This window comes from Ewingella americana (assembly GCF_006438725.1).
In the GTDB taxonomy this organism is placed as follows: Bacteria; Pseudomonadota; Gammaproteobacteria; order Enterobacterales; family Enterobacteriaceae; genus Ewingella; species Ewingella americana_A.
Window position 1 is genome coordinate 510694 of record NZ_RCZD01000002.1, and the last position, 17024, is coordinate 527717.

Sequence of the window (17024 nt, forward strand, 5' to 3'; positions counted from 1 at the left end):
CGACATCATCGTGAGCAGCACCTCAATAATCGGTTCAAGCCGGAATTTTGCATTTTTTGGCTAACTGTTCATTGTAAGTGATCAGTTAGGGTAAACTAACCACCAACCAATCACTGTTTAGATTTTGTTTTTAAACAAAAAAAATCAAAAATGAACAGTGTGAACAGTTTTTCCATAAATCTTTTTTCTGAGCTAGATGACGTATTTTCTCTGTCAAGGAGCAGATCCAAAAACAGACTCATTTAAGGGATAACTGCTGATGCCGGATTCTAAAATCGCCATCTAAATCCGTATTACTTTCCGGCATTGGTATACGTTTAGGTATACACTGAAAACATTAATTTATAATTATTAATACAAAACAATAAGTTAACAAATAATCTCAACTTCCCCCAGCGTTTCGGTTATTACCAGATAAGACCGTTACCGCAAAGAAAGCCGCAGCCCGCAAGGGTTTGCGGCTTTTTTATTGTCGATGACCTACTGGTTGGGCCTATATACAGCCGGCATTTTTAGATATACCTTTCGCTATATGGCCCCATATAGCTACTGAGCGTATAACTAAAATAACGCTGATCCTTTCCCCGATTTAAGTCCAGCCAACATCTGGATTTAGGGGTAGGATCAGGTCATGCGAAACTTAAGGATCTTGCTTCTGGCATCTCATGACACCCTGGTGTGTTGTTCATTATTATCTGCTGTCTAGTGCGTAGACATTTATGTACTTAATAATAAAACAACTTGAATTGACTAGCCTGATAATATACCAAAAACACTCGTTCATCAGGCTAACACAATAATCATTGATAATGAGGGCTCGGCTTTCCAAGCTATAATTCAGTGAGGAAAAACTAAGGGTTACATGATTATTATCATCACGAATGAATATTGAAAAATAAAAATCGCAGACTTCAGGCCATCCAAAAATATATTTTTATAATTCCTACCGTGACATTATTATTACTCTGAATGTATTAAAACTCACGTAAAGCAATAAATATTCCATATAAACACAATGACTATCATTTGCCGCGTGAATTAAAAAAACAAAACATCAAATTAATTTTACTTCAATCGATAAAAAGTTGGATATTACTTTGTTGTTCATGTTAGTGTGCACGCCTTAATTATATATCAAACAATCATACATCAGTTAATCAAACTCCACATATAGGCCCTACATCGAGTTGAGAGCACAAGAGAAATCTTGAGAACTAATAACTTTTATAGTGAAAGCTCTCAATTATTTCCTTTGTTGAGTGTCGCTCATTGGAGGGTATTAAGAACAGTGCGTTGCTCAGTGCTGGATTACCCAGATAAACACATTGATTACGACCACTGAAATATCGGTACGTTATAGCAACCATTCACTTGAGTTATAACATTGGTCACATATTGTCGGATGAGCATATGAGTAACACACAGCATAAATTAGATAAAGCAAGACCACCTCGCGTACAGATCACTTATGACGTTGATATAGGCGATGCCCAAACGGTAAAAGAGTTACCTTTGGTTATTGGCGTGATGGGTGATTTTACAAAAAGTAACGATTCACTGCGCGAACGAAAATTCCTCAATATTGATAAAGACAATTTTAACAGAATTATGTCGTCAATGAAGCCTGAGGCTGAATTACTCGTAAAGAGTGTTTTACCAGAGCAAAGCGGTGATCTCGCCGTGTCGCTAACCTTCAATAGTATGGAGGATTTTTCGCCGGATAGTATTGCTCGTCAAGTTGATCCCTTGCGAAAACTTATTGAACTGCGCGAACAACTCTGTGATTTACGTAACCGTGCAGCCAGCAATGAACGCTTAAAAGAGCAGCTTTCAGAGCTACTGCAGCAGGACCTCACATCGTTAAACCTGGATGAAACGAAAGGAGACGAAGAATGAGTGCTGAACAAACGCTGAATGCAACAACTGAGTATGCTATTAGCGAAGATTACCTAGATCAAATTATTGATAACACTCAGGCGATTCGCCGTGAATCTGATCGTGGGCGTATGAAATCGCAGTTGAACAACTTTCTTGCGGAAGTGGTTTCTGGGGCCGTGGTGGTTTCAAGCGATCTTATTGGCAGTATCGAAGACCGAATTACCGCCATTGATGAACTGCTCTCAAACCAGATTAGCCTGATCATGCACGCACCTGAGTTCCAGAAAAAGGAATCATCATGGCGCGGCCTACATAAATTGGTTGAGACAAGCTTAACTGAAAATACCCAGGTTCGCCTACTGCAATGTACAAAAAACGATCTAATCAAAGACTTTAAATCAGCGTCCGATTTCGATCAGTCGATGCTATTTAAATGCGTATACGAAAGCGAGTACGGTACTTTTGGTGGTGTGCCTTTCTCCGCCTTTGTAGGCGATTTTCAGTTCGATAATACTCCTCAGGATATTGATCTACTGGAGCAAATATCTCATGTTGCTGCCGCAGCTCATGCGCCCTTCCTGAGCGCTATTGCTCCGGGCATGCTGTCGATGAACGATTTCTCCGACATGCCACGTCCACGTGATCTGGCGAAAATGTTCGACACGACGGATTACGCGCGCTGGCGCTCATTCCGCCAGACAGACGACAGCCGCTACATCGGCCTGACCCTGCCAGCGGTGCTTGGCCGTATGCCTTATGGGGCTAAAACTATTCAGGTGGAAACCTTCGGTTTTGAAGAACAAATCCTGGAAAACGAAGTAGGCTCCGACTACCTGTGGATAAACTCCGCCTACGAATTAGCTGGCCGGATTGTGGACTCTTTCGAAGAGTATGGCTGGTGTGCCTCCATTCGTGGTGTAGAAGGTGGTGGTCTTGTCAATGCCTTGCCAGCCTATAACTACGTCTCTGAAAGCGGCGAGCGTGTGATGCAATGCCCAACGCAAATCGCCGTTTCCGATCGTCGTGAGAAAGAGCTGTCTGACCTCGGTTTTATCCCGCTGGTTTACTGTAAAGGTACAGATTACGCCGCATTCTTTGCCGTGCAATCTGTCAACAAACCGCCCCTTTATAGTTCCGATCAAGCCAACGCCAATGCACGGCTTTCCAGCCAGTTACAATATCTCCTCGCTACGTCACGTTTTGCACACTATCTGAAGTCCATTGTGCGCGACAAAGTCGGTAGTTTTATGTCACGCAGCGAGTGCGAAGAATATTTGCAGAAATGGATCATGCAATACGTGGTGGCCTCGGATAACGCAGGTCCTGAAACCAAAGCGCGTTACCCGCTGCGTGAAGCAAGCATCGAAGTCATCGAAGTGCCTGGTTTCCCTGGCACTTACCGCGCAATAGCCTATTTGAAACCTCACTTCCAGTTGGAAGGATTGAGTATGTCATTACGGTTAGTAGCAGATTTACCTGCTGCAGCCAGTGCTTAACTTTTATCAACAAATCGGGAAATAAAAAATGTCAAAATTAGAAAACTGTCAGTTCATACAAATCAGTATCGACGGTAATACTGTCGATGGTAACTGTGAAGAAGCAGATTATAAATCATGGAACGAAGGTTACTTACCGGTTAGTTTGTCTACCTATTCTGGTCCCGATGGAACTTACTTTGATTCCGCTAGCATCTCAATTCTGGTGACGGAAAAAACCAGTACACTGTACGAAAAATATTTAAGCCGCGGCTACAAAAAAATAAATATCACCTTGGTTTATCGTGGTTCAAACAAGTTAAATGCGAATTATGAAATCCAGCGTACTGTTTATACCGACTGCAGACTCAATTCTCTGAATTTTGAAATGAGGGATCATCTGTTTTTGAACCTTAACTTCAGTGTCGAACAAGAAATTGAGGTGACCTTTAACGTCCCTAATAAGGATGATTCAGCTCTGGATAAAGTCGGGCCAGTTAAATTCGACATTCCCACCAAAAAACTTAAATAACATCGCCATAATAAAGCAGTGCGCAAGCACTGCTTTACCTGGAAGAAGAACATACTATGCCATCATTATTATGCCGCCTGAGTGATAACCACCCGCGCATTGAAAAGGATGATTATCGGACTGAAGAAAAAAGCACCTGGCTGCTGAATGAGCTTAAGATGCTTTTTTCTTCACGTTCGCGTTTTTCCCATATTGAAACTATTCCACTGGTGAATTCTTCAATATTAAACTACGGCATCGACGAATCCGTTTCACAAATTCATGAAGTTGAACATCGAAAAATTGTTATTGAAGAACGGATAAAAAACGCCTTGCAACGCTTCGAACCTCGGTTAACTGAGGTAGACGTCATCACCAGAACGGATAATCCGTCTAGCGTCATGTTTGAAATAAATGCCATGCATAAGGAGTTGCCGATCAAGATTGAACTGGTCTGGGACGACTGCACAGGTAAGTTTTATTTCAATGAATAAGCTGCTGTCGTATTACCAGAAAGAACTGTCCTTTCTGAAACAACACGGTAAAGCTTTTGCCAGCCGTTTCCCTAAGATCGCTCGCCGCTTGGGGATGATCGACGGAGAATCCGAAGACCCGCACGTAGAAAGAATTATTGAATCTTTTGCGTTATTAACCTCACGTATTCATCAGCGTTTAGACGACGATATGCCTGAGCTAACTGAAGCATTACTCACCAGTATCGCTCCGCAGTTTTTGCGGGCTATGCCGTCAACCTGCATCGTGTCTATTGAACCGAACCGGCAGACCAGCGGTATCACGGATAAAAATATTATTGAGGCAGGTGCTTCGCTATTATCTCGTCACATCAAAGAGGGTGTCTGCCAGTTTCAGACCGTTTATCCCGTAACCCTGCTGCCACTGTCAGTGCATCATACTCAGTTGCGCTTTGATGAAGACGATCTTAGCTGGCATCTGCACTTAAGTTTTCAGGTCTGGTCCGGGGCTACCGTTGCGGGTGAATCACTGCGACTGTTTCTGCATGGCCCCAGTAATGCAGTGAACATCCTTTACACCCTGCTGTGCTCGGAAATTTATCAGCTGAATTTACATCAGGGCGAGGCGCTCTATCCGCTAAAAAGTACAGCGATTGGCGCAGCAGGTTTTAAGCAGCAGGATGGATTAATTACGCAGGATCCACGCGTGGCCCCCATTCATGCCCTGCTACAGGATTATTTCTTCTTCCCACAAAAATTCTATTTTCTGGATATCCAGTTACCGGACTCTTTCAGCGCCTCTGCTAATTCCACCTTCAGTCTTGAAGTCATGTTCAACCGTACACACCTAAACCACCATCTGGAGAAGTTGGCGCAAATCATTGATGCACAGTTCTTCAGGCTAAATTGTACTCCGGCCATCAATCTGTTCCCACAGCGTGCAGAACCCATAACCCTGACAGAAAACACGGCAGAGTACCCGGTGATACCGGACATTCGTCGACAGACGCAGATAGATGTCTGGGCCATCAATCATGTTTTTATCCAGAATAAGCAGGATAACGATATCGTGATGCTTCCTGTCCAGCCGCTATTTGGTATTGATCATTCGCGTATTGAGGGTGACGTGGGTATTTATTGGCAAAGTTTTCAGCGTGAAAGCATGACTGCAGCAGGTACCGAACACAAAATTTTTATCGCCTTTGCCAACCGCAATAGTAAACCCGCGACACCAAAGGCCAACATCATCACTCTCAGCTTAACGTGTACTAACCACGCCATCCCAAACCAGATGAAAAACGGGCATCCTGACGGAGACTTTGATTCAGACCTGCCCCTTGCAGGACTGAAGATCAGCGCACTGAACCGCCCGACAAGGCCCACATTGCCGCCAGAAAAAAGTGCTGTGCGCTGGCGATTAATCTCTCAACTCTCGCTTAACCATATGCTGTTAAGCGGCAGCCAAGGCGTGCTGATCCTGCGTGAAACGTTGATGCTGTATAACTTCAACGATCTCCCGGCGATCACCAGAATGATCAATATGATCCTGCATCTGGAGGTTAAACCGATCACCGCAAGATTGATGGCAAACGACCCGCAGACCCTGGCGCGCGGCATCGCCATGACACTAACGTTCAGCCATGAGGCGCTAAACGAACCGGAATACTATCTGATGTGTTGTTTCCTGGATCATTTCCTCGGGCTTTATGCACCAGTTAACAGCTTCACCCGCGTGACAACCCTTGTTGAACACGAAGAATATACCCGCCGCACCTGGCCGGTTCGTGCTGGGAAACTGTCATGGATTTAACGCGCATCACTAGCCGATTTAATTTTTACCAGCAAGTCAGAACCTTGCTATATAAGCTGCGCGACGGCAAAACGGCCGCTTCTGAAATGCTGGATAGCAAACTACATCTCGTCTCCACGCTCTCCCTTGAAGCTCCGGTCGGACAAATTGCCAGCATAAAACAAGAGACACAGGGAGACCCGCTCAATGTCACGCTGTGGCAAAACGGGCTAACCGGTGCGATGGGCGCATTACCCACTGTCTACAGCGAATGGATGATTGAGCGCCATTACCGCTATGGCGATCATAGTGCAAAAGCCTTTCTGGATATGTTCGGACACCGGCTTTATTGCCTGGACTATCTCGCATGGCAAAAAAATCACCTCTACGCCAGCGCAGAATCAGAAACACACCCGCCATTACAGCAAGCAACCTTGGCTCTGACGGGGTTATTAACCTCAATGTCGATGTTTGGCGGGGAAAACTACGCCCATCTGTTTTCATCGCCGGTCCGATCGCTTGTGAATCTGGAAGTGTGGCTCAGCCATTACTACGGTGTCCCTGCACATATCACGCCTTTTACGGGCGGCTGGAAAACCGTAGATGAAATAGAGCATTGCCAGCTAGGTAAACCGGGTCAGACCCTGGAAACAGCCCCCATGATTGGCAGCATGCGCTGGGAAGTTCAGTCCCATTTTGATGTCACTCTCGGACCAATGGAACAGGACAAGTCACAGCACTTCATCCCGCAAGGAAAGTTTTATTCGGAGATTTGGGGGCGCATTCGAGAATACGTTGGGCCAGGGCTCGACTTCACGATTCACCTCAGTATCCGCAGCCACAACAGCCTCCCTATACCGCTAGGTGAAGGCCAACTGGGACTGGATATTTGCCTTGGTCGCCGCGACCCCTCGCAGTTACGCCAGGTTTGCCTACCGACCTATACCGCATAAGTGCACCTCTTAAAAGGAAGATAAGAATGCTATTAACCGCACAACTAAAAGAGATGCAGAAAAATCACTTTCTGCACTGGAATGGGTCCGTCGCCGCCGATTTGTTGCTGCTGTCATTAACAGGCAAGGAGTCTGTTTCTACGCCTTTTTGTTTTGAGCTGCGCTCTCTGACTGAACTTGACGAAAAAGGGATAGCGGCGCTGCACGGCAAACAAGTTTCCTGCCAGATTGGCGACAGTTTGAACAACTTGCCCCAGCGCTATATCCACGGCGTCGTCACCCATATCCTGCGCGAGCGGGATGCCGATGACCAAGCGGTATGTATCCTCAGGCTGGAGCCCACTTTTGCGCTGTTGCATATGGGACGTTCGATGCGCGTCTGGCAAAACATAACGGTCCCAGATTTGGTCAGCAAGCTGCTCGGCGAGCGCGGTATCAACCAGATTGATATGCAGCTCCACAACACCTATCAGATCCGTGAATATTGCATTCAGTACCGCGAGTCAGACTTCGATTTCATCTGCCGCCTGCTGGAAGAAGAGGGCATTTACTACTTCTTTAAACATCAGGAAAATCAACACCAAATGGTGCTGGCAGACCACCCTGCCAGCCATCCAACCGCCAAAGCCGCCAGCCTTCTCTGGCATCATCAGGGTCAAACTCTGACACCCGGCAATATTGATAGCTGGTCGTCCAGCTCGGTACTTATTCCCGGTGAAGTTGCGCTTTCCGGCTACAACGTGCAACAGGCGGCAGGCATTGCCGATAATTACACCTCGAAATCAGAAAACCAGAGTATCGATCAGGTAAGTTTCACCGACATTACACCGTTGGTAGAGCGATCGCAGCTCACAAGCAAAGCTAAAAACGCCATGGAAGCCTTTGAGGCGAACGCCACGTTTTACGAGGCATCTGTCAACGCCCACTGGCTAACCTGCGGCGAGATATTCACTCTGACAGACCACCCAACCGACAGCGATAGCTATCGTATTCATGCGCTTAACATCGAAGCCACAAATAATTTCGACAGCAGCGCGGGCAACTGCCGCTGTGAGATCAAGTCACTGCGCAATAGCGTGAAATGGCGTGCAGCCTGCACACGCACACCGCCAGATATCGCGGGTGTACTAATAGCTAAAGTCGTTGGCCCATCCTCTGAAGAGATCCATACCGACGAGTCCGGGCGGATCAAAATTCAGTTTCCGTGGGACACCGAAAACAAAAATGACGACACCAGCTCCTGTTGGGTCCGCGTCTCTCAGCCGTGGACAGGCAGCAAATTTGGTGGGCAGTTTATCCCGCGCATCGGCAGTGAAGTATTGATCAGCTTTATTCAAGGTAATCCAGACTACCCGCTGGTCACCGGCTCGGTTTACAACGGCCAAAACAAACTTCCGTTCACCTTACCGGATGAGAAAACCGAATCCGGCTTCGCTTCACGCAGCACCAGTAAAGGCGGTATGGAAGAGGGTCATCGTCTAAGTTTTAACGACAAAAAAGGCGAAGAAAAGCTGACCATTACCGCGCAAAAAGATCTGCTGCTGACTGTAAAAAATGACGTCATAAGTGAAGTCACACATGAAGTAAAAAGCAAAGTTGGCGCAAACCGGGACACCGAAATCACCAAAGGCAACGACAACCTGGTACTGAAGCAAGGCAACCTGCTGGTTACGCTTAATAAAGGTGATATGGAGCAAAAAATCACCGGCAACGTCACCACCAGCTTGAGTAACGGTAACTATACCCTTACCGCCACGGGCGGCAGTGGCAAAATCAAAACTGACAAAACCTGCGTCATCGAATCAACCCAATCCATCGAGCTAAAAGTCGGCTCTAACAAAATCGCCATCTCGCCGAGTGGCATCACTATTAGCGGCACGATGATCAAAATAGAAGGATCCGGTACCGCCGAGCTGAAAGGGGCGATGACCACAGTGCAGGGCAGCGGCATGACGCAAATTAAAGGCGGCATCATCAATATTGGTTAAGGAGGCACCATGTCTGAATACACTTATCCCCGCAGCACCCCGGCAGCAAACTGGCAGAGTGATGCGCTCCAGCTTGTCGCAGCCGGGCGGTGGGAAGAGGTTCTTACCCTCTGGGTACAACAGGCCACGCCTCGTGCGTTGAGCCTTTGGCTGCTAGAACGTTTGCGTGAAATCGAGCCACCCGCTTTCGCACTGCTGCTTACAGAAATGCACCGCTGGAATACGCACCCCGAGGAAAAACTGCGCTGGCAGATATTTCACCACGCAGAAATTCTGGGTTTCGACACGCCGGCGGGTGCGCTCGCCCTGTCACTCTTCTGGTCAGAAGGCAGTATGAGCCCTGAAGGGCTGGAGCCGATCTATCCCGAGCCCCACCTTAGCGCAGAGATGCGCCGCTGCGTATTACTGATGCTGGCAACCCGCAACACTGACACCCCCGCGGAAGGCACCAGGCATCTGCTGGCACAGTGGAATAATCAGGAGAAAGCGTAATGGCACAACCCGCTGCTCGTGTTTCAGACATGCACGTCTGCCCGATGGTTGCCCCCGGGCTGCCACCGATTCCCCACGTTGGCGGCCCCATTCTGCCGCCCGGCGTACCCACGGTATTGATTGGCGGAATGCCCGCCGCCACCGTCGGCTCGATGGCCGTCTGTGTTGGCCCGCCAGACAGCATTGTGATGGGCAGCGTCAAAGTGTTAATCGGCAAAAAACCCGCAGCCCGCATGGGCGACAGTTGTGCTCATGGCGGCACGATCGTCGCGGGCTGCCCTAAAGTTCTTATTGGATAAAACATGCCAGTGATTCAGCCAGAAATAGCGGCTCTTTTAGTGCCCATCAGCCCGGAAAAACCGGCAGGCATCAACCTTGAGTATGAACAAATCTATGACGATATCCGCAAGTCGCGGGAAAGCGATCCTGACTATCTCCCGCAGGATGAATGGGCGGTAGCCGAACCACGGCGCGCAGACTGGTACAAAGTGCGCAAACTGTGCGAAACAGCGCTGTCGCAGCAAAGCAAAGATCTGCAAGTTGGCTGCTGGTTTGTCGAAGCCCTGACGCATTTGCAAGGCATCGAGGGCACGGAAGTCGGCTTTCATTTTCTGAGCGAATTCATCACCCGTTTCTGGTTTCAATGCTGGCCGGAGCTGGATGAGGACGGCACCACTTTTCGCTACGGCAAACTCATCCGCCTCGATCGTGACATCAGTCAGATACTCCACAGTCGCCCTCTCATGAGGCAACCAGAGTCCGCATTAGCCCACTGGAAAAAGGTTTTAGCCTTCGAGCATAAAATCTGCACCTGGCCGGATTCACGCAACGAGTTGATTGCCAAAGAAGGCGATCTGACGATGGAGAGTTTCGACAGACTTGTCTCCGGGTTTTCATCGATAGAAATCAGCCAGTTGGCCGATACCCTCGGACGGCTGCAAGAACAACTCGGTCGACTGGAAGCCTGCTATTTCTCGCTAAGCCAGGAAGAGCCACACGCCCTGTTTGCACAGACTCACCAAACCCTTAGCGACATTACGGATTTCCTGCAACGTCTGACGCAGCGCGCCATCCCTGTCGGCAACGAGATGATGAATCTGAACCTTGCAGACACAGTGGACGAACCTTCTGTCAGTGAGGTCAGCGAGATCCCGAGCAGAAATCAAGCGCTCTCACGAGATTTAGCCATCAGCCAGATGTTGTCGATTGCTCATTTCTTCCGCCAGACCGAACCTTCAAGCCCAGTCCCGTTCCTGATGGAGCGGGCAGCACGCTGGGCCAACATGACGCTAACTGAGTGGCTCGAAGAGATGTTGACCGACAACAGCAGCCTGCGTGAAATAAACAATGTGCTAAAAGGACAACATCAAGAGTGAAATCCATAAGCACAATCTTACTCGTGTTAATCGCCGGTATATCGCTGGGCGGCTGCTCAAGCGATATACCTAATACCGTGTCAACGGAACAGCAGGCGATAGACCAAGTCGCCGCGCCATTTTCTCAAGGGGCCATCACCCTCAACATCACGGCAGAACCCGGTCTGAATGCCTGGAATGAGATAGCCAACAGCTGCACCGTGCTGATCATTCAGGCGCAAAAATCCAGCTCGCTGAATAAGGTCCTGTCCAACCCGGCGCAATTAAAAAGCTTATTTAACGGCGCTGGAGCCGAGGACGATATCTTAAAAGTCGACAGATATGCCGCTATGCCCGGCCAGCAAACCACCCTGCACATTGACCGCAGCGAAAACGCCCGCCAGGTGGCGATTGTCGCCGGGTATTATCCGTTTCCGAAACAGCAGCACATGACGCTATTTAGCATCCCGGCCACTACCAGGAGTGAAGGGTGGTGGACTAAAAAATGGTCTGCTGAGCTTGCACCGTTGACGCTCAGCATCACACTCGGCAGCCAAAGCATCACGCAGATTAAAGGAGTGCAGCCCGAACCGGTCGTCCAGACGCAAGCCGAGCTTGCAGCCAGCCCCGGACAATCTCAGAACACGCCAGCACAGGAAGTGAAATAGCATGTACCCAGAACAACAACAGATTTACTGGTACTCGGGGCTTTATCTTCAGCCGCAGCATTTCCAGTCGGTGGATTTGCATCACAGCTATATGCTGGCACAACAGCGCCAGCTTGCACAGCCGTGGAACATGGGCGTGATCCAATGCGACATCAATCACGAGACCCTGCTGGATTTTTCATTAAAAATCGACCACCTGCGCCTGATTCTTCCCTCCGGTTATTACCTGGAATATCCGGGAAACTGCCTGATTGAGTCACGCCAGTTTCGCGATGCCTGGAAGCAGCGCGAGAAACCCTTCACGCTTTGGCTTGCCCTGCGTCGTTTCGATCCGGGCCACCCGAATGTCAGCACAGGCAACAGCAGTCGCTGGATAAACCACGCCGAAGACGGGGTGATGAAAGACGTTTATCACCATGGGCCAGAAAGTGCCGTGCCACGCATCGCCTATAACGTGCGGATCCTGAGCGAAGAAGAGAAAGAAACGGCAGTAGATTGCGAATGCCTTCCGCTTCTGCAACTCCGCTATGACAATGATCGCGTGATCCTCGATCAACATTTCAGCCCTCCAGCGATCACGTTGGCAGGATCTCCGGCGCTGCATAAAATACTTGAAGGCCTTTGCGCCGAACTCAGTAGCCGCGCCCATAAACTTGAAGAATATAAACGCCCGGACCATTTAACCCAAGGCAGTAAAAGTGCCGGTGACATCACGCAACTGCTGGCAATGCGCTCGTTAAACCGCGTAATACCGTTGCTCGACCACTACTGCCGGGCACCCACCATACACCCGTGGTTAATCTACGGCCTGTTAGTACAACTGGTGGGTGAACTCTCCTCCTTTAACGACATGTGCTCGTTTACCGGTGAGTGGCTCGACGGTGGGCCATCACTGCAGCCTTATGATCATTATCATTTGATCGACAGCTTTAACAGTGTGAAAAAAACGCTTATCACGCTGCTAAATGGCCTGGCGCTGGAAGACAACACTTACATCACGCTTAAGCCCGACGACCAAGGGATCTATCGCGGCGAGTTGCTCTCGATGAACACTCGTCGGGCCAACAGCGTTCTGCTGTTACTTCGCTCGGAAAAACTCACTTCCTGGCAGGCCAGCTTCCCGGCAAGCGCAGAATTTAAAATCGCCGCGCAGGAGTCGATCAGCGCGCTGATTCAGCATGCGTTACCCGGTGTTTCCTCGGACTGGGTAAATCCATCACCACGCGGTGTACCAAACCGAAAAGACTCCTATTACTTTGTGCTTAATCAGCATGAAGATGCATGGAAAAGCGTTGAACAGCAGCAAAACATCGCTTTTTATTGGGCAGATGCACCTGAAGATTTACAGGTGCAACTGGTATTCATGGTGCCATCACAATGAAATTGCTCGACTGCTACCTGCCGGTATTCAAACTGGCCGCGCATTTTGCGCATCAACCTGAACTTTTTGCAGATTACGACAGCTTCCGCACGCTTTGCATCACCCGGCTCGAACAAGCGGTGCAGGAAGCTGAGTATCAGGACGTTTCTGATTTTGAACGGGACCAGGCATTCTTCGCCACCGTAGTCTGGTTGGATGAAACCGTTCTGTGTTCTGGTCAGCCCTTTGCGCAAAGCTGGCGTGCCGATTTACTCCAACGCAAATACTTTCAGACCTCCATCGGCGGCGAGGCGTTTTTCGCCCGACTGAGCCACTTAAAAGAAGAACATCAGCAGGCAAGACAGGTTTTTCTGTTCTGTCTACAAAGCGGCTTCCACGGCAAATACAGCTCCGGGCAGGAGCGTTCGGCTCTCGCCTCGCTTATCGAGCAGCAACGCCAACACTCCCTGCCCGAAGACTGGCGGGCGTGGCCAAACGATGCACAGATAACACCGATCAACATAAAAAAACGCTCACTTACAGCGTCAGCAAAGAGCCGCGTTGGGCTGGCCGTGCTGAGTCTGGCGTTGATTTACGGTGCCCTTTTCCTTCTTCAGACCCATTATTTTTCATAAGAACGTATGCTGAAAAAATTATTCGTTTTTGCCGGATGGCTGCTGTTGTTGTGCCTGGTGTTACTTTTTTGTTGCACCGCAGGTCTTTGGCTTAACTGGAGTACCCCTACCATTTTTATGGTCTGGCTTGGGCTACTGGTGGCAGGAGTCATGCTGTGGGGGGCTTTGCTCTGGCTGACGCAGCTTATCAAAGAGAAAAAAGTTAACCGTTTTTTCCAGAAATTTCGCCTCTCACACCGGGAATATGTCCTTTTCGATTATTGGAAAACCGGTGCGGCGGTGGTCAAACGCATTCAACGTAAACGCCCTGCTATCCCATGGTATATCCTGCTTGGCGACCGCTGTGGTAAAACATCGTTGCTGGCTGGATCAGGCTTGCCGATGTTCTCAAGCGACGGAGAGGACAGCACCGTTGTGCACACACATACCTTACGCTGGTGGTTTTTCCGCAACGTTTGCTTCCTTGACCTCTCAAGCAACTTTCTGAATGGCACGCCCACCTTCCACCGTGCATGGGGAAAACTGGTTGGTTGGATCGCCCGTATTCCAGCACCGTCGGGCGTCATGATCTGCCTGTCTATTACCGATTTACTGAATGAAGATGTCAGCACGTTGCATGATAAAGCGCGTAAAATCCGTGCACAAATCGAACCCCTGACGCGTAAACTCAAACGTCAACTTCCGCTCTACATCACGATAACGCAGTGCGATAAATTCCTGGCATTCAGCCTTTGGGCGCAACAGCTATCCACCGCCCAGCGCCAGCAAGTTTTGGGTTATTACTGGCAGACGCCGCCCAACATTGACGGCAAAGATGCCTCCACGCTGCTGCCACTGTTTACGGCACTGAAAAATGGCCTCGATCTCGCTCGCCTCAGCATGACCGGCACACCAATGCCGCCGGATGTGCATGCTGCCCTGCTCGATTTCCCAGAGTCATTTACCCGACTGCAAAAACCGTTGCAAGTATTCCTGGCATCCCTGTGCGAACCTAACGCCTACTTCACCCGCACCTCACTCGGCGGCGTGTGGTTTACCGCCAGCGAACAACAGGATAAAAACAAAAGTCGCCGCACCGCTTACTTCGTTCACGATTTGCTGATGCACCATCTCCCGGCTTTCAGCACCTCCCGCGAAGTACTTTGGCAGTACAATAAAAGGCTGCGCGTTGTGTTCGGCAGTCTGCTGTTGCTGGGTTGCGTAGGAGTGCTGGGGTATAGCGCAGTGAAAAGTGCTGCCTTGATGCAACGTGACACAGCCAGCCTTACCCCGACAGAATTGGCTGATTTGCTGATGAAGAACGAAAGTCATCGTGACTCTCCCCTGCTCTACCTGCCGTTCTCCCCGGTGCTAAACCAACAACATCGACAGATTGAACAACAGTTGAGGGCGAAGCTTCCGCCGCGCCCGAGCAACAGCGAGCAGATGTCTATGGCTTATCTGCAACAATTCGTCACGGCCCCGACACAGACTCAGCGCCAGATGGTACTCGATCTCGCGCAAACCATTATTACCCGGCAAAGTATGCGCGATGGTGCCACCCTTGAAGCACTCAGTCTGCAGCCGATGACACCTGACGCACTGCGCCTTAATGCAGGCGATCCTGGGTCATCCCCGCACACTCTGCTGGCCCTTGACCGCTGGGTGATGCAACAACCTGCGGGTGCTGACCAGCTCGCGGCACTTCATGGCCTGCTGTCGACCCTCATTAATTATGATCAGACACTGGCGTGGCTTACTGCACCGGTTGATTCCCTGCCAGCGATTCAGGACAGCGATTTTTGGCCACAGGCCTTGGGCGTGGTCTCACTTTCAGGTATCTGGACACGGCAAGGCGAGCTGCAAATTAGCGAATGGGTTGCCCTGATAAACCAGGCGAATAACAAAACGCAACCAGAACCATTGTTGCAAAACTTTATGCAGACCCTACCAGCCCAACGCCAGAACGCATGGCGTCAACTGCTGCTGGACGTAACCCCTTGGCTCCAGGACAAAAAACCTCAATCTTTGCCGCAAAACCAACTTATCGCCCTGAGCCAAGGGCAAAGCCCGGCGATGAAATTCGCTCAACGTATCGCCTTCGAACTCGACAACATCCCGGACCAAAGCACCCAGCCCTGGTTGAGCGAACTACGTCGGCTACAAAAACTCCCGTCTCAGGCCGCAGAGAACCCTGCTCTACAGAAGATGCAGCAAGTGGATGCAAAACTGCGTAGCGGGTTTATAAAATGGTTACAGGGTGGAAAATTAATCGCTCTGGCCCATAATCTCACACCGCAACCTAACGCATGGCTGAAGTGGCAGACCTCGCTCAATGCTGCTGCCAGCAAGGCGCTTAACCAGGCAGTACTTAGCCCTGCGCTCACCGAGGGGCTTTTCGCCCCGCAGGCGGAGGCTAAGGCCATCAATCCATTGGTCACGCTGTTCGCCAGTTTTGACCAATTGCACAAAGCGCTGGAACCGCGCAGTCAGGAGATCGGCGTTGAGGCGGTCTGGTCGCTGTATCAAAGCGACGCCAGTTCGCTGCTCGCCCACGCCGTGGCTCGCTCCGGCTGTTGGCTTAACGACCAGTGGCAAAGCAAAGTCATGTGGCCAATGCGTAAAAATGCCGCAGAACAGGACTATGACACCCAACAAACGCTGGCCTGGCAATACCTCGCTGATTTTGTGCGTGGTCCGGCTAAAGGGCTGCTAACAGTCAGCGATCTGGGGCCGCAAGCCGGTGAATTCCACGGACAAACCTTACCTCTGACTGAAGAGTTTCTGAGTCTGGCTCGTCATATGCTCAACCCAGAAGACGTGTTGGATTCGCCGGTGCATCAGAATACGCAGAGCGAGGATCGACTCACGACCCTTAACGACCAGATCGGGCAGATCACCCAGCAGCAAAAAACGCTGGAAACCAAAGCTTATAACATCAGCATCGTGAGCGGACCGGCCACCATCGCAGAAGGTGCACGCTTAATCCCGATCGGTGAGCGTTTGACACTGGAATGCACAACCGGCACTCAAGTCCTCGACAGTATGAACTTTGCCGAACAGGCGCAGTTCATCTGGCACCCAGGCCAGTGCCAAAACGTCAAACTGGAGGTCAAGTTCCCCAATTTTAACGCGACCTACCGCTTCGAAGGTAATAACGCCTGGCCTGATTTCCTTCAACAGTTTATCCGTGGCGAAGCACTGCTCAACGCCCGGGATTTTGAGGACAACGCCGATTTACTGGCGGAGTTAAACATCAAGCATGTGCTGGTTCGCTTTAAGATTTCCGACCAACAGCTTCTGCAAAACGCCTGGGGCGAGTGGCTATATTTGGATGAGCAACTCAACACCCTTAAAGAACAAAAACAGGCCCTTGAAGAGCAAAAAATCAACCAACAACCTTCAGCTGCCCTGCGAGGGCGCCTCGCTGAACTTCCAGAAAATGCGGCAGAGTGCCGGTAACTTATT

The 17024-nt window shown here is 49.8% G+C and carries 14 protein-coding genes; all 14 read left to right on the forward strand.

All coding sequences use genetic code 11. The features are described from left to right. Positions 1-1410: 1410 nt before the first annotated feature. The 14 genes from tssB to EAH77_RS05570 are packed head-to-tail and all read left to right on the forward strand — an operon-like array spanning position 1411 to position 17018. Positions 1411-1896, forward strand: coding sequence for a type VI secretion system contractile sheath small subunit (gene tssB / locus EAH77_RS05505; RefSeq protein ID WP_140470787.1), 486 nt, complete (start codon positions 1411-1413; stop codon positions 1894-1896). Continuing rightward, positions 1893-3374 (forward strand): type VI secretion system contractile sheath large subunit, encoded by a 1482-nt coding sequence (tssC, locus tag EAH77_RS05510; protein WP_140470788.1) that lies wholly within the window; start codon positions 1893-1895, stop codon positions 3372-3374. The genes tssB and tssC overlap by 4 nt, the downstream gene beginning before the upstream one ends. A gap of 28 nt (positions 3375-3402) precedes the next feature. Beyond that, positions 3403-3885: a hypothetical protein gene (locus EAH77_RS05515; protein WP_140470789.1), complete on the forward strand. Its 483-nt coding sequence runs from the start codon at positions 3403-3405 to the stop codon at positions 3883-3885. 56 nt (positions 3886-3941) lie between these two features. Next, complete coding sequence (locus tag EAH77_RS05520; RefSeq protein ID WP_140470790.1) at positions 3942-4358, forward strand: type VI secretion system baseplate subunit TssE; 417 nt, start codon at positions 3942-3944, stop codon at positions 4356-4358. Then, positions 4351-6147, forward strand: a complete 1797-nt coding sequence (gene tssF / locus EAH77_RS05525) for a type VI secretion system baseplate subunit TssF (RefSeq protein ID WP_140470791.1) — start codon at positions 4351-4353, stop codon at positions 6145-6147. The genes EAH77_RS05520 and tssF overlap by 8 nt, the downstream gene beginning before the upstream one ends. Then, positions 6138-7079 (forward strand): type VI secretion system baseplate subunit TssG, encoded by a 942-nt coding sequence (tssG, locus tag EAH77_RS05530; RefSeq protein ID WP_140470792.1) that lies wholly within the window; start codon positions 6138-6140, stop codon positions 7077-7079. The genes tssF and tssG overlap by 10 nt, the downstream gene beginning before the upstream one ends. A 26-nt stretch (positions 7080-7105) precedes the next feature. After that, positions 7106-9067 carry a type VI secretion system Vgr family protein gene (locus EAH77_RS05535; protein WP_140470793.1) on the forward strand — a complete coding sequence of 654 codons (1962 nt, stop codon included), beginning with the start codon at positions 7106-7108 and terminating at the stop codon, positions 9065-9067. Between the two features lie 9 nt (positions 9068-9076). Beyond that, positions 9077-9559, forward strand: a complete 483-nt coding sequence (locus EAH77_RS05540; RefSeq protein WP_140470794.1) for a DUF6931 family protein — start codon at positions 9077-9079, stop codon at positions 9557-9559. Continuing rightward, positions 9559-9858 (forward strand): PAAR domain-containing protein, encoded by a 300-nt coding sequence (locus tag EAH77_RS05545; RefSeq protein WP_140470795.1) that lies wholly within the window; start codon positions 9559-9561, stop codon positions 9856-9858. Before EAH77_RS05540 ends, EAH77_RS05545 begins: the two co-directional genes overlap by 1 nt. A 3-nt stretch (positions 9859-9861) precedes the next feature. Beyond that, entirely contained in the window at positions 9862-10935 is a 1074-nt protein-coding gene (gene tssA, locus EAH77_RS05550) for a type VI secretion system protein TssA (RefSeq protein ID WP_140470796.1), read from the forward strand. Next, positions 10932-11582 carry a type VI secretion system lipoprotein TssJ gene (tssJ, locus tag EAH77_RS05555; RefSeq protein ID WP_140470797.1) on the forward strand — a complete coding sequence of 217 codons (651 nt, stop codon included), beginning with the start codon at positions 10932-10934 and terminating at the stop codon, positions 11580-11582. The genes tssA and tssJ overlap by 4 nt, the downstream gene beginning before the upstream one ends. A 1-nt stretch (position 11583) precedes the next feature. Beyond that, positions 11584-12963: a type VI secretion system baseplate subunit TssK gene (gene tssK, locus EAH77_RS05560; RefSeq protein WP_140470798.1), complete on the forward strand. Its 1380-nt coding sequence runs from the start codon at positions 11584-11586 to the stop codon at positions 12961-12963. Next, the gene (locus tag EAH77_RS05565) at positions 12960-13577 is read left to right on the forward strand and encodes a DotU family type IV/VI secretion system protein (RefSeq protein ID WP_140470799.1); all 618 of its coding nucleotides are present in this window, start codon (positions 12960-12962) and stop codon (positions 13575-13577) included. Before tssK ends, EAH77_RS05565 begins: the two co-directional genes overlap by 4 nt. 6 nt (positions 13578-13583) lie before the next feature. Further along, complete coding sequence (locus EAH77_RS05570; protein WP_140470800.1) at positions 13584-17018, forward strand: type VI secretion protein IcmF/TssM N-terminal domain-containing protein; 3435 nt, start codon at positions 13584-13586, stop codon at positions 17016-17018. Positions 17019-17024: the final 6 nt, after the last annotated feature.